The organism is Weissella oryzae SG25 (assembly GCF_000691805.2).
Lineage (GTDB): Bacteria > Bacillota > Bacilli > Lactobacillales > Lactobacillaceae > Weissella > Weissella oryzae.
Window position 1 is genome coordinate 84206 of the sequence record NZ_DF820492.1, and the last position, 19316, is coordinate 103521.

The 19316-nt window shown below is 40.4% G+C and carries 15 protein-coding genes; 14 read left to right on the forward strand and 1 reads right to left on the reverse strand.

Annotated elements, in window-relative coordinates:
* Positions 1 to 120: 120 nt before the first annotated feature.
* Positions 121 to 2220: a glycosyltransferase family 39 protein gene (locus tag TT13_RS07280; RefSeq protein ID WP_052348586.1), complete on the reverse strand. Its 2100-nt coding sequence runs from the start codon at positions 2218 to 2220 to the stop codon at positions 121 to 123.
* A gap of 223 nt (positions 2221 to 2443) precedes the next feature.
* On the opposite strand from TT13_RS07280, the gene TT13_RS07285 reads away from it, so the two are divergent.
* The 14 genes from TT13_RS07285 to TT13_RS07350 all read left to right on the forward strand — a co-directional run bounded on the left by TT13_RS07285 (position 2444) and on the right by TT13_RS07350 (position 19277).
* Positions 2444 to 2644, forward strand: a complete 201-nt coding sequence (locus tag TT13_RS07285; protein WP_027699367.1) for a cold-shock protein — start codon at positions 2444 to 2446, stop codon at positions 2642 to 2644.
* Positions 2645 to 3079: 435 nt separating this feature from the next.
* On the forward strand, positions 3080 to 4105 hold the full coding sequence (locus TT13_RS07290) for a zinc-binding alcohol dehydrogenase family protein (RefSeq protein ID WP_242868528.1): 1026 nt from the start codon (positions 3080 to 3082) through the stop codon (positions 4103 to 4105).
* 83 nt (positions 4106 to 4188) lie between these two features.
* The gene (locus TT13_RS07295; protein WP_027699369.1) at positions 4189 to 5079 is read left to right on the forward strand and encodes a DUF975 family protein; all 891 of its coding nucleotides are present in this window, start codon (positions 4189 to 4191) and stop codon (positions 5077 to 5079) included.
* 175 nt (positions 5080 to 5254) lie between these two features.
* Entirely contained in the window at positions 5255 to 7363 is a 2109-nt protein-coding gene (locus TT13_RS07300) for an ATP-dependent Clp protease ATP-binding subunit (RefSeq protein ID WP_045476930.1), read from the forward strand.
* A 431-nt stretch (positions 7364 to 7794) separates the two neighbouring features.
* A complete protein-coding gene (locus tag TT13_RS07305) occupies positions 7795 to 8649 on the forward strand; it encodes a COG3942 and LysM peptidoglycan-binding domain-containing protein (protein WP_027699370.1) in 855 nt (284 codons plus the stop codon).
* A 65-nt stretch (positions 8650 to 8714) separates the two neighbouring features.
* Entirely contained in the window at positions 8715 to 9245 is a 531-nt protein-coding gene (locus TT13_RS07310) for an NlpC/P60 family protein (RefSeq protein ID WP_027699371.1), read from the forward strand.
* 18 nt (positions 9246 to 9263) lie between these two features.
* Entirely contained in the window at positions 9264 to 9545 is a 282-nt protein-coding gene (locus tag TT13_RS07315; protein ID WP_027699372.1) for a GNAT family N-acetyltransferase, read from the forward strand.
* 98 nt (positions 9546 to 9643) lie between these two features.
* Positions 9644 to 10183, forward strand: coding sequence for a dCTP deaminase/dUTPase family protein (locus tag TT13_RS07320; RefSeq protein ID WP_027699373.1), 540 nt, complete (start codon positions 9644 to 9646; stop codon positions 10181 to 10183).
* A gap of 16 nt (positions 10184 to 10199) precedes the next feature.
* Positions 10200 to 11567, forward strand: coding sequence for a DNA repair protein RadA (gene radA, locus TT13_RS07325; protein ID WP_027699374.1), 1368 nt, complete (start codon positions 10200 to 10202; stop codon positions 11565 to 11567).
* A gap of 19 nt (positions 11568 to 11586) precedes the next feature.
* Complete coding sequence (locus TT13_RS07330; RefSeq protein WP_027699375.1) at positions 11587 to 12693, forward strand: PIN/TRAM domain-containing protein; 1107 nt, start codon at positions 11587 to 11589, stop codon at positions 12691 to 12693.
* A gap of 82 nt (positions 12694 to 12775) precedes the next feature.
* Complete coding sequence (gene gltX, locus TT13_RS07335; protein WP_027699376.1) at positions 12776 to 14266, forward strand: glutamate--tRNA ligase; 1491 nt, start codon at positions 12776 to 12778, stop codon at positions 14264 to 14266.
* A gap of 162 nt (positions 14267 to 14428) precedes the next feature.
* On the forward strand, positions 14429 to 16792 hold the full coding sequence (secA, locus tag TT13_RS07340) for a preprotein translocase subunit SecA (protein ID WP_027699377.1): 2364 nt from the start codon (positions 14429 to 14431) through the stop codon (positions 16790 to 16792).
* A 141-nt stretch (positions 16793 to 16933) separates the two neighbouring features.
* Positions 16934 to 18049, forward strand: a complete 1116-nt coding sequence (gene prfB, locus TT13_RS07345; protein WP_027699378.1) for a peptide chain release factor 2 — start codon at positions 16934 to 16936, stop codon at positions 18047 to 18049.
* A gap of 265 nt (positions 18050 to 18314) precedes the next feature.
* Positions 18315 to 19277 (forward strand): GRP family sugar transporter, encoded by a 963-nt coding sequence (locus TT13_RS07350; protein WP_027699379.1) that lies wholly within the window; start codon positions 18315 to 18317, stop codon positions 19275 to 19277.
* The last annotated feature ends 39 nt before the right edge of the window (positions 19278 to 19316 follow it).

The following is a 19316-nucleotide window of genomic DNA, read 5'->3' on the forward strand; positions in this document are numbered from 1 at the left end:
GGCAGGTAATTAAATATTAAAAAAGACGTTGTTCAAAGAACAACGCCACAAACATGAAAGTCTTTCTACTTTAAGATTTTCATTCTAATTATATCATAGCTTATCAAGAAACTTGAAAGCTTATTTGTTTTTTCTTTTCACTTGTTGGAATGCCTGCCAACGTGGATAGGCTAACATTAGCCAAGTAACAGCGATAATACCCGTAAAGCTACCAATAAGGGTTGGTGTATAGACAGCCCGCTGGTTAGAACTACGCCAAAATGTAAAGACTAAGGTACTATTATCACCCTGGGGATTAGTAGCTAATAAACGATTTGGTGTCGTATAAGATTTTTGTGCCACAGCTACCTCAGCCGGATAAATTGTATTATTTTGTAAGGTAATTCGATATTTACCGGCTGCAAAGGGATAAGAAATATTCTTAACTAAACTATGGGCGGGGATTTTGCTTTCCAAGACAGGCTGCCATTGATTTGCTTGCCAACGATCGATGTACAACACAAGCGGTTGTGAGTACTCGGTTACTAGTTGCAAATTTGATGATTTAACGCCCAAAGGAACAATTTGTGAAATCTGCTGGCCTTGCTCAATAAAGGTATGATCATTTTGCTTTTGAATTGATGATTGAGCCCAACGATAGCTTGATACCGGTGATAAGAGATGGTTACTAGGAATCAAATTCATCGTTAGCAAGGAAATCCCACCTAAAATTGGCAAAGCAATTAGCGCCCAAGTATTTTTTTGCGTGAGCTCTTTAAACTTATTAAATTTAAGCGGTTGTTCGATTAAGTCAGCAAGGTTTTGATAACCAGCAAAGAGTAATAAACCAATGGTCATGAATTGGTAGCGGATTTTTACTTCCCAAATTAACGAATGGAATAGCGAGATACCGATGATGAAAAGTAATACTAGCAACATTAAGTTGACTTGTAACTTTTTCATTCGATAAAGTTTAACAACGATTGAAAAAAGTAGTAAGGCAATGAGGGCTTTAGTAAAGCTTTCATTGAGAACATCCAAGGTCAGCATGTGATTAAGCAAAAAGCTGGGTGCAGATTGCCAACGAATTTGATAATCAGTACTAGTTTGGAAGGTCCCGGATGACCAAAGGGTAAAGAATTTTGCTAACCAATGTAGAATCAGCGTAATTGGGTTGTATTCAGCGAAACGATGCAAAATGCCAGCCCAATCAGCCTGTGCCGCTGTCTTATACCCGTGGTGTAAAAGGGTATAATAACGGTCTGCAGTTGAATATTTACCACCAGAAGTTGGATTTAACCCCATGTAAATCCAGTGTAGCGTTGGGAAGACATCGGCATTATTTTTATCGTAGTGGAAGATGGTAAAGAGCCAACGACTAACTTGACTAGCGAGGATTAGACCAACAAAGCTACTGGCTAACATTCTTAGATTTAGTTGAAAAGTGAAATTTTGTTTTCGATTTTTAAACGATAACAAGAGCATCAATAAGAATGCAACCAAAAGAATGATAATATTAGGTCGCATAAGGTAGGCGGCACCAAATAAAATAACGGTCAAGCTAGCTGCTAACCATTTAAATGTCCCTTTATGTTCAGCTGAGTCATAAATGAGAGCTAAAGCTAGTGAAATTAAAATTGCGGGCCCATCTGAATAACCAACATTAAGTAGAAAAGTGTAGAAGAACGGTGTTATAATCGCAAAGCCAGCGGCGATTACGGCGATATTTTGATTGTGACGCCAGATTAAGTAGAACGTTAAACCGACAATGGCACTAGTAACAGCGACGTTAAAACTATAAAAAACCGCTAAGAATGGTAGGCCAGTCCAGCTACTCAGATGGAGAAAACCAGTATAAAGTGCAGTTAATGGCACTAAATTTGGATATTGGCGAATCCATTCTACCCAATCATAATTATGATTAGCTAGGCGAGTTGCCATTTGTAGCATTTGGACTGGATCACCGAAAACGCCAACGTGTACGGTAAAGACGAAGATGATTTGAATCAATAAAATTGAAAACCAGGCTAGCCAGATTATATATCCTTTAGTTTTGCTGGAAAAGCTTGTCAATTGGTGATAAATCCATCTAATGAGCAAGAAAAGAATTATCGTTAGAGTTATGACGCTAATTGAACTGATAATTGTCGTATCAGTGTGGCTAGCGAGTAACATTGATAAGAAAGCCCCAAAGAAAAGAATTAGTAAAGACCAACGGATAATTTTATTAATAATGGTCATACAGTTAAACCCCTAAGTATTTATTTCTATTTGTAATCATAGGCGTACGCCAAGTAATTGTCATGAATTTTTATCAGAATTTTATATTTTGAAATATGGGCTAGTAAAAATTATTAGTTTGACGTATAATAATGAATATAGTTTTAAGATATGTTTTATGTTTTACCCAAAATATCTGGCATTACCTTTGAATTATAATTATGTGTGTCAGGAGATATTAGACATGGAACAAGGAACAGTAAAGTGGTTTAACTCAGAAAAGGGCTTCGGATTTATCGCCCGCGAATCAGGTGACGATGTATTCGTACACTTCTCAGCTATCCAAACTGATGGATTTAAGGCTTTGGAAGACGGACAAAAGGTTTCTTTTGACGTTGAAGAAGGTAACCGTGGTTTGCAAGCTGTTAACGTTAACAAGATCTAATTCAAACCAATGTGTTAAAAGCATCAGTTCTTCGGAATTGATGCTTTTTATTTTTTCAAAAAGGTCACAAGCTAATTTATAGGCTTGTGACCTTTTTTAACTATAAGACTGAATTTTTAGTTTTTGAACACCAACTTAATTGTGTGAACTTGAAGACAAAGGGTTTTAAACTATGCAAGCAAATTGAAGCTGGCTAATAATCTGCATAGAGGAGGAACCAAAACTTATAATAACAGGCTTTGTCTTTCTATCCTCCAACGGTTTATAATCTATTTGTGTTACTTTTATACTTTCATTTTGAAAGCACACTAATTTGGTATCTTTCATATTTGTTTAGTTAGTGACTGGTAAGCAGTGGAGCTTATAAGCTGATTTAATATGCTTAGCTTAGCTGTTTTCATTAGCAAAAAATGTAGATAGAATAGAAGGAAAACGATGATGATGGAACAAAATACAAGCAGAATGCAGGCACTAGTAACGACTGACAATCAAGCAAAACCTTTGGCATTAATGGATATACCACGCCCTGTACCAAATGCTGAGGACATTCTAGTGCGAGTGTTTGCATCTGGGATAAATCCGGTCGATGCAAAACAGCGAGAACAAGCCAATAAATTGGGGGCCTCACGGGTCTTAGGATTTGATGGCTTTGGTGAGGTTGTCGCCTTGGGTGAGCGAGTAGCCAATTTTAAGGTCGGTGACCAGGTCTTTTATGCTGGTCAATTGAATCGAACTGGTTCAAATGCAGAATATGAAGTTGTTGATGCGCGGATTGCAGCTTTGGCACCAAAGAATGTTAGTCCAGCGGCGGCGGCAGCAATGCCGCTGACATTTTTAACGGCCTATGAATTGTTGCATGATCACTTTAAACTTGAAATGCAAATGCAGGCAGCTAAAGGAAAGCGTTTATTAATTATTAATGGAGCTGGTGGCGTTGGCTTGGTGATGATACAACTTGCTAAATGGCTTGGTATGGAAGTGATTGCTTCTGCTTCTCGGCCTGAAACGGTGCAACTTGTTAATGATTTTGGCGCTGATCAGGTTATAAACCATCGTGATGATTACGTTGCAGTTGTTAAATCACTTAATTTAGCACCAGTTGATTATATTGCAATTTTACATCAACCTGAGCAACATATCGAAGCGGCTGCCGAGTTAATCGCCCCCTTCGGACATATTGGGGCGATTGTTGAACCTAAGGCTCCTCTAGAGGTTCGTAAATTAAAAAATAAATCCGCATCATTAGACTGGGAATTTATGTTTACAAAAACTAATACGGGCTACGCGGTTGCAAGTCAAGGTCAGGCTTTGGCTTTGCTAAGTGAGCTGATGGAAAACGGACAAATTCTTTCAACCTTGACAGAAACAATGTCCGGATTAAGTGTTGAAGTAGTTGAAAAAGCTCAAAATCAGGTGGCCGCTGGAACTGGTTTAGGTAAGGTTGTTGTTACGTTCGACTAGTACCTTGGGTTAGCTTTAGTATAATTAATATTTAAGGTATGTTATTTACAATAATCTCTATCTAAAAATGTCTGGAGAAAAGTATGGCTTGGAAAGAAATACAGGAAAATATTGAACAAAATCGCTTGCGCAGAGTTGAAATAAAAGCACAAGCACAAAAAATTTTTAAGCGCGATTGGTTGGGCAACTTGAGTCTTTGGTTGATGCCATTTGTAACAATGGCCTTGGGCTTGTTTCTTTTAGGTGCTTTAATTGGTGGATTTGTGCGGGTCAAAAGTACAATGGCATTGATTGGTGTCTTGTTATTATTCTTCTTGGGCTTATTTTTAATCGGTCTGATTGTTAGCTATGGTCTTCAAGTCATACAGTATCGAGCACTAGCGCAGTGGCGTGATTCAACAACGAAGGCAGCACCGTTTACTAGTTATTTTCAGCAATTTTTACAGATAGATTGGTTGAAGCGAAGCATTTTAGTCGCCTTTGTGACGGGAATATTTATAATTTTATGGGGTTTGTTACCTTATTTATTAAATTATGCGGCAGGTGTGCTGACCGGTCTAGCATTTATGACTGGGAGTATGGGTGCTGATAGTTCAGGCTTGATTGGATGGGCTTGGATCGTACGCTTAGGTTCTTGGGCTTTGTTTGCTTTGTTAATCTACAAAATTTTAGGTTATACTTTTGGTCCCTATTTTATGTTAGATGCAAAACTGCGCGACCGTAGCTTGGGGGGGAGAACGATGCTTAAGCAAGGTTTGGCTTTGGTTAAGGGGCATCGCTTTGAACTACTGACGGCAGTGGCTTCCTTTTTCTGGTGGTTTATGCTTGTGATTTTAGTAGAGTTTTTATTGTTCCGTTTTGTGAATGATATTGTAGCGGTACTGGCATTTGCGCTGCTTTGGTCATACATCGGTAGCTATATTACACTGACTTGGACTGGATATTATGAGACATTGAAGGCAACTTCAAAATAAGTAAGTGAGGGTTAATCGGCAACGATTAGCCCTTTTATTTTCGTTGTCTCTTGCACTCTCGTTACCAGAGTGCTAATATATAAATAGTGGAAAGGTCAATAATGGTCAAACTACAAAATAAACGAAATTAACAAGAAAAATATGATGATATATGAATGATTAGGAGGTAGCAAATATGGCACAAGATCCATTTGCTTTTTCAAATTTTGATGATATTTTCCGCATGATGAATAGCGATGCAGCGCGTATGCAGCAAGCAGAGCGTGAACGAATGTTACAAGCACAAGCAATGCAGCAACAGCAACAAGCTAAAGGCCAAGCAACGGGAAATGAACAAGGTAATTTATTGGAACAATTTGGCATAAATTTGACGCAACTTGCTCGCGAAGGTAAGTTTGACCCAGTGATTGGTCGAGATAACGAGATTAAGCGGGTAATTGAAGTTCTAAACCGCCGGACTAAGAATAATCCAGTCTTAATTGGTGAAGCCGGGGTTGGAAAAACGGCTGTGGTCGAAGGGCTAGCACAAGCAATTGTTGACGGTAGTGTACCTGCTAAGTTGGCAAACAAAGAAGTTATCCGCTTAGATGTGGTTTCGCTTGTGCAGGGCACAGGGGTCCGCGGGCAGTTCGAAGAACGGATGCAGCAATTGATGAAAGAAGTTACCCAAAGGGCTGATGTAATTCTCTTTATTGATGAGATTCATGAAATTATGGGTGCCGGAACTGCGGGTGAGGGTTCTTTGGATGCTGGTAATATTTTGAAGCCAGCCCTAGCACGTGGTGAGTTTCAATTAATTGGTGCAACGACTTTGAGCGAATACCGACAAATTGAAAAAGATGCAGCAATTGCACGGCGTTTTCAAACGATTCAAGTTAATGAGCCGACGGCGGCGGAAGCCTTACTGATTTTGCAGGGGATTAGAGCACGCTATGAGGCTTACCATCAAGTCCATTATGCTGATGACGCGTTGGCAGCAGCAGTAAATTTGTCTAGTCGTTACATTCAAGAAAGGTTCTTGCCGGATAAAGCGATTGATTTGTTAGATGAAGCTGGCTCACGTAAGAACTTAACTTTGAAAGTAGCCAATCCAGAGGACTTAAAGCAACAAATTCATAATGCAGAAGCGCAAAAGCAGAGTGCTGTTGAGCATGAAGCTTTTGAGCGAGCTTCTAAGCTACGGGATGAAATTAATCGCTTAGAACTACAATTAGAAGCAATTGAACAGCAAGCACCACAAAAAATTGATGCAGCCATGGTAACAGTAGCAGATATTCAAAAAATTGTTGAAGAACGTACTGGGATTCCGGTTGGTGATTTACAAGCAGCTGAACAAAGTCAATTACAAAACTTGGCTGATAATTTAGCCCAACATGTAATTGGCCAAAGTGAAGCCACTAATAAGGTTGCTCGGGCGATTCGGCGTAATCGAGTTGGTTTCAACAAAACTGGACGACCAATTGGCTCTTTTCTTTTCGTTGGACCAACTGGTGTCGGTAAAACTGAAACGGCTAAGCAATTAGCCAAAGAGTTATTTGGTACGGCGGACAATATGATTCGCTTTGACATGTCTGAATACATGGAAAAGCATTCAGTTTCTAAATTGATTGGTGCACCAGCGGGGTATGTTGGTTATGAGGAAGCTGGTCAGCTAACGGAGGCTGTTCGTCGTCATCCGTACAGTCTGATTTTGCTTGATGAAGTTGAAAAGGCACATCCTGATGTTATGAACATGTTCTTACAGATCTTAGATGATGGTCGGCTAACTGATGCACAGGGACGCACAGTATCTTTCAAGGACACGATTATCATCATGACTTCAAATGCGGGAACTGGTGTGCAAAGTCCTAAAGTAGGCTTTGAGGCAGAAAAAGTTGCAACTGATAAGCAGAGTAAGGCTGATGTTTTACATCGCTTAGCTCCATACTTTAGACCAGAATTTTTGAACCGTTTCGATGGGATTATTCAATTTAACCCGTTGAACAAACGTGATTTACTTAATATTACAAGCTTGATGCTTGCTGACATGAATAAGACTGTAGCTGAGCATGGTTTACAGGTCACGGTATCAAAAGCAGCTGAGGAACGCCTAGTCGAATTAGGCTATGATCCAAATATGGGTGCGCGTCCTTTGCGGCGGGTAATCCAAGAGCAATTAGAAGATCAAATCGCTGATTTCTATTTAGATCATCCGACACAAAAGGCGCTAGTGGCTGACTTAGAAGATAATAAAATTACGATAAAAGCAGCCAAACCAGCTGTTACTAAGGTAAAGGCTAGCTGATGATTCTAGAATAATTAATAAAAAGCTAAAGGGCCTAAACTTATATTTTAAGTTTAGGCCCTTTGTGATGACTTATCTTTGTAATATATTTATAAAGAAAGGGTTACTTTTTTAGAGAACGAAAAGCTTGTCTTTACTTTTGTTATTAAAAACTCATAATAATTTTTTTGAAAAATTATATTAATCACCCAATTTTTATCTAGGTTTTTTCAAAGGTTTTGCATATTTATTGGCTAGCAAAAATGATGATTTTGTTTAATTTTTAAATTTGTAACATTTTTGTAACCAAAGTAAAGAAAATTAAATATTAATTACCTGCTCATGTAACAAAGTGCAGGTAGAATAATCCCTGTACTTGATAAAGTTAAAGATTATTTTATGTTAGCATCGTTAAAAGCGGTGGAATTAAACAGTATAGGAGAAATAAAGTTATGAATTCAATAAAAGGTTCATTATTGGTTGCAGCTGGGGCCGTTGCAACTATCGCTGGTTCACAAGTTGTCGCGTCAGCTGATACGACATACGCCGTAAAGTCTGGGGATACATTGTATAGTATCGCCGCACGTTACAACTCATCAGTTAATGCTATTGCACAAGCTAATGGTATTTCAAATACTAATTTGATTCTTACTGGGCAAAACATTAATATTCCTGGTGCTGATTCAAACACTACAAATAACAATAGTAACAACAGCAACAATAACAATGCTGGCAACACAAGCTCATCAGCTTCATACACGGTTGTTAGTGGTGATACTTTGTATGGTATCGCTTCAAAGCATGGTATGACTTTAGCTAGCTTAGTTCAATTAAACAATTTGAACCCAGCACAAGTTATCTTCCCTGGACAAGTATTGAACTTGTCAGGTAATGGTAGCTCAACTGATTCAAATTCATCAGCTAATACTGATACAAACGCAAATACGAACAGTAACTCTAACCAAAACAATACAGTTGTTGATACGACTAACACATACCCATATGGACAATGCACATGGTACGTGAAGTCACAACTATCTTGGGTTGGTAACTACTGGGGTAACGCAAGTAGCTGGGCAGCTTCAGCTGTTTCAGCTGGTCACACTGTAAGCAGTGTACCTACTGCTGGTTCAGTTGCTTACTTTGGACCTGGTGTTCAAGGTGCAGATGCAACTTATGGTCACGTTGCGGTAGTTGACTCAGTCAATGCTAACGGAACTGTTAATATTTCTGAAGCAAACTATCTTGGTTTGATTTACCACACACGGACAATTTCAACTTCAGGTTTGTTGTTCATTCACCAATAAGAAACACATTAACTGGCTGGGGATTTTGATTCCTAGCCAGTTTTTTATTAAGAAAGGTTACAACCATGCAGACACATTATGAATTTGGTCATATTTGGGTAACTGAAGCAGATGACGAAATAAAGGCCGAGCTTTTTTATAGCCGTTCAAAAGCAGGTAAGGGTTTTGAAATTACCGAGCTACGTAAAACGGCCGACATGCAAGACAGCGGCATTGAGCGTCAGTTAATGGCAGGTATGATGGATTATCTGAAATCACAACTTTGGGATTGGATTGATAGTTATCAAGGCCGGCCATTCTTAAGTGCTGATGGGCGTTATGATGTAATGGGATTCATGCAAGATTTTTATGGTGAAGTCTTTGGCGTAGATATAACTGATAATCTTACGGGGATGGTTGATCAAATGACCGCTGTACCGTTGGATGCATTGATTCCAGGTGATGCAGTTTTTTGGGGGCTGGAGACTGAGCCACACCAAGTAGCGATTTACCTAGGTGGTGGGAAAATCATGACTGTTGCCGTGAGCGATGGGAAAATTATCGAACAAGCATTGCAACGCTATGATCAGCCAAGTTTTGCACGAACTTTACGCTAAAGCTGGGAGGTTTCTAAGATGGAATTTCAATATGAATTGGGACGCCTTTGGCATGCTGATGCGCAAGGTGTGGTTGATGCTGAATTGCGTTTTTCAATTATTAATGATGGTGCTACTTGGTCAATTGATGAGATTCGGGTTGCCTTTGAGTTACGTGGTCGTGGAATTGCCAGTGAGATACTAGCACAGCTAGTTGAACGGGCTCGGAATGCTAGAATTACTTTGAAGCCAGTTTGCTCATATGCACGAATGCAATTTTTAAAACGGGCAGATTATCAAGCGCTGCAATATAAAGATTAAAAGAAAGTAATGAGCGACCATTTTATTAGGTTGCTTTTTCTTTTTAGCAGAATTTTAAGTTATACTGAAAACAAATAGTTAAAAACGAGGGCAATAATATGAAGCGTGGATTTGCAATTGTGGATAGATTTAAAGATGCTCAACTAAGTTTACCTAGCCGGGCTACGCAACACGCTGCTGGGTATGATTTTGCGGCAGCTGAAGATTTTGAATTGCCGTCAATTTGGCGTTTGAATTTTATCAAAATTTTATGGCAGATTTGGCAACAAAAATCACCGTCAGCCGACGATTTAGCTGCCGGGCAAGCTGTCTTGAAACCTTATCTAGTACCAACGGGAATTAAAGCTTATATGCAAGACGATGAAGTTTTGATCCTAGCAAACCGTTCGTCAAATCCATTGAAGCGCTCACTAATCCTGCCAAATGGGATTGGGGTAATTGATGCTGATTATGTTGATAACCCGCAAAATGAAGGGGAGATTTTTGTACAATTACTTAATTTCTCACTAGGTACAGTTAAAATTAAAAAAGGTGATCGAATTGCCCAAGGAATATTTATGCCATTCTTGTTAACTGATAGCGATCAGACAGCAAAAAAGCAGGCGCGGGTTGGTGGCTTTGGTAGTTCGGGTAATTAAAAGAGTGAGGTGAAAAATGGCAAAACAAAAGACCCAGTTTGTATGCTCAAATTGTGGCTATGTATCACAACGCTATATGGGACGTTGTCCTAACTGCGGCGCTTGGGGAACTTTGGTCGAAGAAGTTATGCAGCCCGAAAAGGCTGACCGTAAGTCACGGGTTAATCTAGCCGGTGAAATTGCGCAAGTTCAAAAATTAACCGAGGTAAATATTGAAGAAACTCCTCGTGTTCAAACAAATCTGGCAGAGTTTAATCGTGTCCTCGGTGGTGGCGTTGTGCCCGGATCGATGGTCTTGATTGGTGGTGACCCTGGAATTGGTAAATCAACACTGTTATTGCAAATTTCAGGTCAACTAGCAAGCACTGGGACGGTTTTGTACGTTTCTGGTGAGGAAAGTGCCAGCCAAATTAAGTTACGGGCTGAACGGCTGGGTGTAGAACCCGATGCAGATTTCTTTTTGTTCCCAGAAACTGATATGAGTCGTATTAGAAAAGCAATTGACGAAGTGAAACCAAGCTACGTAATTATTGATTCAATTCAAACGATGCAACAACCTGATGTGCAGTCAGCGGTTGGTTCGGTTGCACAAATTCGTGAAACAACTGCTGAGCTATTACAAATTGCGAAAACTAATGGGATTACAATTTTTATTGTGGGTCATGTTACAAAAGAAGGAGCAATAGCTGGGCCGAAAATTTTGGAACACATGGTTGATACTGTGCTTTACTTTGAAGGCGACAACCAGCGCGCTTATCGCTTGTTGCGCGCAGTGAAAAATCGCTTTGGTTCAACAAATGAACTAGGTATTTTTGAGATGGAACAAACGGGCCTGATTGAGGTTGCTAATCCATCGGATATTTTCTTGGAAGAACGTTTGGCTAATGCAAGTGGTTCGGCGGTTGTGATTGCGATGGAAGGGACAAGACCAATTATGGTCGAGGTCCAGGCCCTCCTGACTCCTACGGTTTTTGGTAATGCGCAACGGACCGCAGCAGGAATTGATCGCAATCGTGTTTCGGTTTTGATGGCAGTCTTGGAAAAACGGGCGAATTTGCTGTTGCAAAATCAAGATGCCTATATTCGAGCAGCTGGTGGTGTTCGCCTTGATGAGCCAGCCATTGATTTAGCAGTAGCAATTGCTATTGCCTCATCTTACAAGGATGTAGGAACCCAAGCGACCGATGCTTTTGTGGGTGAAATTGGCTTAACTGGCGAGATCAGACGGGTGCCAAGAATTAATGAACGTTTACTTGAGGCAGAAAAGATGGGCTTCAAACGTGTCTTTGTCCCTAAGAGTGTGGCGAATGATTTGGATGAGGTTTCCTTGCAAATTGTTCCAGTGGCAACGCTAGCGGATGCTTTACGATTGGCTTTAAATTAATTTAGAAAGGAGGCTAACTATGTTAAGAAAACGATTAATTTTAGGTGCCTATGCCTTAGTTGGTGGTGGGCTGGCAATTTCAATTTTGCCAATTCTATGGCGGATTTTTAAAATTGAACATTTGATTTGGTTAGCTAATCCGGTGACGGATTTCATTATTGGTGCATTTATTCTTTTTGTAATTGGTATTTATACCTGGCGCTTAGTTGATCGTGGGTTACATCAACTTGAGGTAGTTTTAAATAAGCAATCACCTTTGACTTTGCTTGTTTCCTCAGTTACTACGATTATCGGTTTGGCTTTGGCAGTTTTGATTTCAACGCCTCTGACACGGATGAATAATTTTTTCTTTAGTGCAATTATTCCAGTAATTCTACTAGGTTTGTTTGGATATTTAGGTTTTAGACTAGGTTCTACCAGAATCGATGAATGGCGGACCTTGATTCCGTCTCTAGCCAAAAGAACCCGTATTCGACCAAGAAAGTCAGACAATGGCAGTGACTTATTAACCGATGAAGAGACTAATTATCATCATTATAAGATTTTGGATACGAACATCTTGATTGACGGACGCATCGCAGATCTTGTAAAAACTGGCTTCATTGAGGGAACCTTGTTAGTACCAAATTTTGTGCTTTATGAATTGCAATATATTGCAGATGCTGGCGAATCAATCAAGCGAGTACGCGGTCGTCGTGGCCTCGATATTTTGAATGAATTACGCGAAACTGATGCAGTACCCCTTGAAATGTGGGAAGGCGACTACGATGACATTAAAGAAGTTGACGAGAAGTTGATTCGCCTTGCTAAGGATGTTAATGGCATTCTTGTAACGAATGATTATAATTTAAATAAGGTTGTGACTTTTCAAAATGTTGAAGTATTAAACATTAATGAGCTTGCTGGTGCCCTACGTCCACGCGTTGTTGTGGGGGATAAAATGCGGGTACAATTGGTTCGTAATGGAACTGAACGTAAGCAAGCGGTCGGATATTTAGATGACGGAACGATGATCGTTGTTGAAGACGGGCGTAATCATTTGCAAGAGAATGTTACGGTCGAAGTTACATCGTCACTGCAGACCGATGCTGGGCGGATGATTTTTGGAAATTTGGTAGAAAATTAAAGTTACCGGCCGAAAAGCCGAACTTTGTGCTATATTAGAAAACAGTTACTAAAATGATATTGTCATTGAGGAGTTGAAATTCATGGCTGACAAGAAGAAAGTACGCGTTCGATACGCGCCATCACCTACTGGACATTTGCATATTGGAAATGCTCGGACTGCTTTATTTAATTGGTTATATGCTCGGCACAACAAAGGCGAGTTTGTAATTCGGATTGAGGATACGGACACTGCACGTAATGTTGCTGATGGTGAACAATCACAGTTGGATAACTTGAAGTGGCTTGGCCTTGATTGGGATGAATCACCAGCTAACCCAGGTAAGTATGGGCCTTACCGGCAGTCAGAACGTTTGGCGATTTATAAGCCACTAATTCAAGAACTATTGGATAAGGGACTTGCATATAAGTCATACAAGACATCTGAAGAGTTGACGGCGGAACGTGAGGCACAGATTGCAGCTAAAGAAGCTCCACACTATGTCTATGAGTATGCGAACATGTCAGCTGAAGAAATTGCAACGGTTCAAGCTCGGGCCGAAGATGCCGGCTTAAAGCCAGTTGTACGTTTCCGGGTGCCAGTTGAGAAGACCTATGCTTGGGATGATATTGTTAAGGGCCACGTTGAGATTGGCGCCAACCAAGTTGGTGGTGATTGGGTCATTCAAAAGGCTGACGGTATGCCAACCTATAACTTTGCTGTGGTGGTTGATGATCACATGATGGAAATTTCGCACGTATTGCGGGGAGACGATCACGTTTCAAACACACCTAAGCAATTGATGATTTACGAAGCCTTTGGCTGGGAAGCCCCAATTTTTGGACATATGACTTTGATTGTTAACTCAGAAACTGGAAAAAAGTTGTCAAAGCGTGACGAAACAATTTTGCAGTTTATTGAGCAATACCGCAACTTAGGTTATTTGCCAGAAGCAATGTTGAACTTCATCGTTATGTTGGGTTGGGCACCAGTTGGTACCGAAGAAATTTTTACTAAGCAACAATTGGTTAAAATTTTTGATGAAACTCGTTTGTCAAAATCACCAGCTAAGTTTGATAGTAAGAAATTAGCCTGGGTAAACAATCAATGGATTAAGAAGGCCGATGAGCCACGCGTATTTGCTCAAATGGTTGAGAACTTAATCAGTGCTGGCTTAGTTACGGCTGAAGAGTTATCAACTGAGCGGATGCAATGGTTGCGTTCAGTTATCAATATGTATAAAGAGGGTGTTTCATATACCTCAGAAATTGTTGACTTAGTTAAGCCAGTCTTTTTTGCAATGCCAGCCGCAGATGAAATTCCAGCATCAGCTAAGGAATGGATGGCCGCTGATACCGCTCGACCAGCGCTAGAATTATTTGCACAAAAGTTAGCTGCGATGCCAGTCTTCTTATCAGTTGATATTTTAAAGGCGATTCGCGAAGTTCAAAATGAGCTTGGTATTAAAGGCCGTGAGCTTTGGAATCCACTACGAATCGCAACAACCCGTCAAGAAGATGGTCCAAATTTGGGCGATTTGATTGAGTTACTTGGCCGTGAGCAAGCCATTGCTAACATTAACGAGTTTTTGTAATTTGAATTAGCAAGCAACAAAAATAAAACCAAACTACTTTTCTAGTAAGAAAGGGTGGTTTGGTTTTTCTATTATAGTTGCCAGTGTAGTCTTAGAGTTATTTATGGTAAAATTTAGTAGACTATATTGATTTAGTTTAACAACTTGCAAAGGAAAAATAGAATGGCAAATCCGTTAAGGAACATTATTGAAAGTGATAAAAAAGAGATGCTCCGTCTCAACCGCATCGCTGACCAAGTTGAAGCGTACCAAGATGAGATGGCTACATTAAGTGATACAGAATTAAAAGCAAAAACACCATATTTGCGTCAATTACTAAAAGATGGTAAAACGCTAGATGATATTTTACCTGAGGCTTTTGCTGTCGTACGTGAGAGTGCCCGGCGTGTCTTAGGGTTGTATCCATTCCGTGTGCAAATTATGGGTTCGGCGGTCTTGCATGGCGGTAATATTTCCGAGATGCGGACTGGTGAAGGAAAAACATTGACGGCTACAATGGCGGTCTATTTAAATGCTCTCCCAGCACAAGGTGTCCATGTCGTTACAGTTAACGAATATTTGGCAGCGCGTGATGGTGAGGAAATGGGTGAATTGTACCAATGGTTAGGTTTGACCGTTGGCATCAATACTTCTGAGAAATCAGCGAGTGAGAAGCGTGACGCCTATAATGCAGATATTACCTATTCAACTAATTCAGAAATTGGTTTTGATTATCTACGAGACAACATGGTGGCAAACAAAGAAGACCGTGTACAACGTTCTTTGAACTTTGCACTAGTTGATGAAACTGATTCGATTTTGATTGATGAAGCGCGTACACCATTGATTATTTCAGGCGCACCAGAACAGGAAAATACCCAGTTGTATATTCGGGCAGACCGTTTTGTGAAGTCTTTGGTGGCCGAAGATGATTTCAAGGTTGATATGGAAGCCAAGACTGTATTGTTGCAAAATGAAGGAATTAAAAAGGCCGAACGTTACTTTAACCTGGATAACCTTTATGGGGCGTCAAATACGGCTTTGACCCACCATATCGACCAAGCTTTGCGGGCTAACTACACAATGGATAACAATAAAGATTATGTTATCCGTGACGGTGAGGTTGTCTTAGTTGATTCATTCTCCGGACGTATCCAAGAAGGTCGGCGTTTCTCTGATGGCTTGCACCAAGCTTTGGAAGCTAAAGAGCAAGTTCAGATTCAAGAGGATAATCGAGCAATGGCCTCGATTACCTATCAAAATCTTTTCCGACGGTATAAAAAGCTGTCTGGAATGACTGGAACCGCCAAGACTGAGGCCGAAGAATTCCGCGAAATTTATAATATGGAGATTATTACAATCCCAACAAATCGGCCAGTTCGCCGGGTTGATGATCAAGATTTGCTCTATCCAACGTTGCATGCAAAGTTTAATGCGGTCGTTGCTTTAATTAAGAAGTTGCATGCCAAGGGACAACCAATGTTGATTGGTACGGTTGCAGTGGAGACTTCTGAAATGCTATCAAGCATGCTTGATGCACAAGGAATTGCTCATAATGTTTTGAATGCGAAAAATCACGCACGTGAAGCTGAGATTATTGCAAATGCTGGTCAAAAAAGTGCCGTAACGATTGCAACTAATATGGCTGGTCGAGGAACTGATATTAAGCTTGGCCCTGGCGTGGCAGCACTTGGCGGCCTTGCCGTAATTGGTACTGAACGTCATGAGTCACGCCGAATTGATAATCAATTGCGTGGTCGTGCCGGTCGTCAAGGTGATAATGGTTATTCCCAGTTCTTCCTATCTTTGGAAGATGACTTGATGGTTCGTTTTGGTGGTGAGCGAATTCGCCTAATGATGGAGCGTATGAACTTAGATGAATCGGATGCGGTCATCCGAAACCGTTTGATTACCCGTTCAGTTGAATCAGCACAACGGCGCGTTGAAGGAAATAACTACGATTCACGTAAAAACGTCTTACAATACGATGATGTAATGTCACAACAACGTAATACTTTCTACGAAAATCGGAATGCTGTAATCGACGAAGAAAATTCGTTGGTAGATGTGATTTTACCAATGGCGGAACGTACGATTAAGCGAGTAGTCGATTCACACACGATTGGTAAGCCAGAAGAGTGGAATTTAAAGCCGGTTGTTGATTTTGCCGGTGCAATTTTGGTAAACGAGGGTGAAGTTACACTAGCTGACTTGGAAAAGAAGAGTCAAACTGAAATTGAAGATTATCTCTATGGCTTGGCAAAGGATGTTTATCTAGCTAAGGAAGCCCAGTTAGCTGATGCTGATCAGTTACTACAGTTCTCACGAGTGGTTGTACTGCGGGTTGCCGATGCCCGTTGGACTGACCACATGGAAGCGATGAACGAGCTTCGTGATGCGATTCAGCTTCGTGGCTATGGACAACTAAACCCTTTGATTGAATATCAAAATGAAGGCTTCCAAATGTTTGAAGAGATGATTGCTGATATTGAGTACGACGTTACGCGGCTATTTATGAAGGCTGAAATTCGTCAAAATCTCCGTTAAGCACTAAAAAATATTAGGTAAGCATACCTAATCATTAGTTGAACAATTGGGCCGGATGAATTCGTAAGAAAGTCATTCGGCTCTTGTACATAGTAAAAGCGTGGAAGCTTTTGTTGGTATAAAAGAAGATTGGAGACAGAAATGGAACTATCAGAAGTACGGCATGAGTTAGAGTTGATGAACGATGAAATTGTTCGTTTTGGTGACTCATTAGACTTAGACGCACTAAATGATGAAATTGCTGCCAACGAGCATCAGATGGTAATGCCTGATTTTTGGAATGATAATCTGGCAGCGCAAAAGGTGATTGATGGAAACAATGTTTTGAAAGAGCGACGTGACAACTATCTCAAGTTGACCCAAGCTGTTGAAAACATTGCAACGGCCTTAGAGTTGTTGAGTGAGCTACCTGATGATGAGATGCAAGCTGAAATGGAAGCTGATTTAAAGCAACTGGCTTTAGATTTGGAAAGCTATCGTTTGGCGCAGCTATTGAATGAACCATACGATGCAAATAATGCAATTTTGGAAATCCATCCAGGTTCCGGGGGAACTGAATCGGCCGATTGGGGAGCCAATTTGCAGCGCATGTATACCCGCTGGGCAGAAAAGCATGGCTTTAAGGTTGATTTGATGGATTATCATCCCGGGGATGTTGCAGGAATCGATTCAGCGACCTTGATGATTACCGGGCATAATGCCTATGGTTATCTACGTTCAGAACGTGGTGTCCATCGTTTTGTACGAATTTCACCCTTTGATTCGGCCGGCCGCCGCCATACATCTTTTGTATCAATCGATGTAATGCCAGAATTAGATGATTCAGTTGAAATTGATATAAATCCGGCGGATGTTAAGATGGATGTTTATCGGGCGTCTGGTGCCGGTGGACAGCATATTAATAAGACGTCTTCAGCAGTTCGCTTAACGCATATACCAACCGGAATTGTAGTTGCCTCACAGCAACAACGGTCACAATTCCAAAATAAGGATACTGCTTACGGTATGTTGAAAGCTAAGCTATATCAACTTGAAATGGATAAAAAAGAAGCTGAGCGAGCAGCAATTTCAGGTACGCAGTTAGAGAATGGTTGGGGCTCACAAATTCGGTCTTATGTTTTCCAGCCCTATCGAATGGTAAAAGACCATCGTTCAAATTACGAATCAGGTAACCCACAAGGGGTTATGGATGGTGATTTGGATCCCTTTATTAATGCTTATCTACGTTGGAAATTGGCTGAACAAAATCCAGATTAAAATCGAATCGATAAGTAGTGGATATCCACTGCTTATCGATTTTTTCATTACTTGTTGTTGATTACTTAACTTTAAGTAAGCTCCAGTAAATTTAATAGGTAGAGTATTTTGAATGCTTATACTTAAGATGACTATGTATAGGCGCTAATTAGTAATATACCTAAATTATGGAAAAATTTAACGATTTAGTCTTGTGAAAGCGTTTTATTTATTGTATTATAAATCACGTTGTTACTAATATAATGTTGAGTGGAAGGTTTTATATATGTCAATTTTAATTGCTTTGATTCCGGCAATCGCTTGGGGATCGGTTGGTATTGTTACCACCAAAATGGGTGGCTCTGCCGCACAAGGAACTTTGGGGATGACAATTGGAGCCTTAGTTTTCGGACTAGGGACGATGTTAATCTACGTTCTCCCCGTAGCTGGGAGTGATTATGCCTTCAATCCTAAGATTTGGGTTGTTGGCGTGGTTTCTGGTTTGTTCTGGGCAGTTGGAACCGCTGGTCAGTTCATTGGGTTTAAAAAACTAGGGGTTTCAATTGGTAATCCAATTTCAACGGCTGGTCAGATTATTTTTAATGCAATTATGGCGGCGGCTGTTTTGGGTGATTGGACCAGCTCACGGATGTGGCTATTTGGTCTGATTGCGATTGCTATGGTTGCTTTGGGAGCATACTTCACATCAATACCTGACGCTAATGCACCTAAGCAGATGAATATTGATTTTAGCTGGTCAGCTGGGTTGTTGGCAATGTTAATTTCAACTTTGGGATACATGATGTATTTTGTCTTCCCAAATCTACTAGCCAAGATAGGTTATATCTCAGCTAGTTTGAAAGCTGGGCCACATGGATCAGCAGATGGCCTATACTATATGACTTCAATTGTCGGCCCACAATCAATTGGACAAGTCGTTGGAGCCTTAATTATCGTTATCTTCTTTATGAAGGAACGCGAAATTTTCGCTAAGGCAACTTGGCGTAACGTAGTTACCGGATTAGTTTGGGCAGTTGGAAATGTCTTTATGTTTATCTCAGCAGCTAATCCAAAGATTGGACAAGCAACAGCGGCCACGTTGTCACAAATGGGAATTATCGTTGGAGTCTTTGGAAGTATTTGGATTCTTGGTGAACGTAAGTCAAAGCGTCAAATGGTCTTTATCATTATTGGAGTAATCTTGGTTGCCTTAGGTGGCGTAGTTATTTCAAATTTGGCTAATATATAGATGAAAAAAAAGGTAGCTCACCGATACTGATGAGTTACC

Bases quoted from the DNA above. Each gene is read 5' to 3' on its own strand.
- TT13_RS07330 (WP_027699375.1), top strand. From the start codon at position 11,587: ATGTTAAGAAAACGATTAATTTTAGGTGCCTATGCCTTAGTTGGTGGT.
- TT13_RS07305 (WP_027699370.1), top strand. From the start codon at position 7,795: ATGAATTCAATAAAAGGTTCATTATTGGTTGCAGCTGGGGCCGTTGCA.
- prfB (WP_027699378.1), top strand. From the start codon at position 16,934: ATGGAACTATCAGAAGTACGGCATGAGTTAGAGTTGATGAACGATGAA.
- TT13_RS07310 (WP_027699371.1), top strand. From the start codon at position 8,715: ATGCAGACACATTATGAATTTGGTCATATTTGGGTAACTGAAGCAGAT.
- TT13_RS07285 (WP_027699367.1), top strand. From the start codon at position 2,444: ATGGAACAAGGAACAGTAAAGTGGTTTAACTCAGAAAAGGGCTTCGGA.
- TT13_RS07320 (WP_027699373.1), top strand. From the start codon at position 9,644: ATGAAGCGTGGATTTGCAATTGTGGATAGATTTAAAGATGCTCAACTA.
- TT13_RS07350 (WP_027699379.1), top strand. From the start codon at position 18,315: ATGTCAATTTTAATTGCTTTGATTCCGGCAATCGCTTGGGGATCGGTT.
- TT13_RS07290 (WP_242868528.1), top strand. From the start codon at position 3,080: ATGATGATGGAACAAAATACAAGCAGAATGCAGGCACTAGTAACGACT.
- TT13_RS07315 (WP_027699372.1), top strand. From the start codon at position 9,264: ATGGAATTTCAATATGAATTGGGACGCCTTTGGCATGCTGATGCGCAA.
- gltX (WP_027699376.1), top strand. From the start codon at position 12,776: ATGGCTGACAAGAAGAAAGTACGCGTTCGATACGCGCCATCACCTACT.
- secA (WP_027699377.1), top strand. From the start codon at position 14,429: ATGGCAAATCCGTTAAGGAACATTATTGAAAGTGATAAAAAAGAGATG.
- radA (WP_027699374.1), top strand. From the start codon at position 10,200: ATGGCAAAACAAAAGACCCAGTTTGTATGCTCAAATTGTGGCTATGTA.
- TT13_RS07280 (WP_052348586.1), bottom strand. From the start codon at position 2,220: ATGACCATTATTAATAAAATTATCCGTTGGTCTTTACTAATTCTTTTC.
- TT13_RS07295 (WP_027699369.1), top strand. From the start codon at position 4,189: ATGGCTTGGAAAGAAATACAGGAAAATATTGAACAAAATCGCTTGCGC.
- TT13_RS07300 (WP_045476930.1), top strand. From the start codon at position 5,255: ATGGCACAAGATCCATTTGCTTTTTCAAATTTTGATGATATTTTCCGC.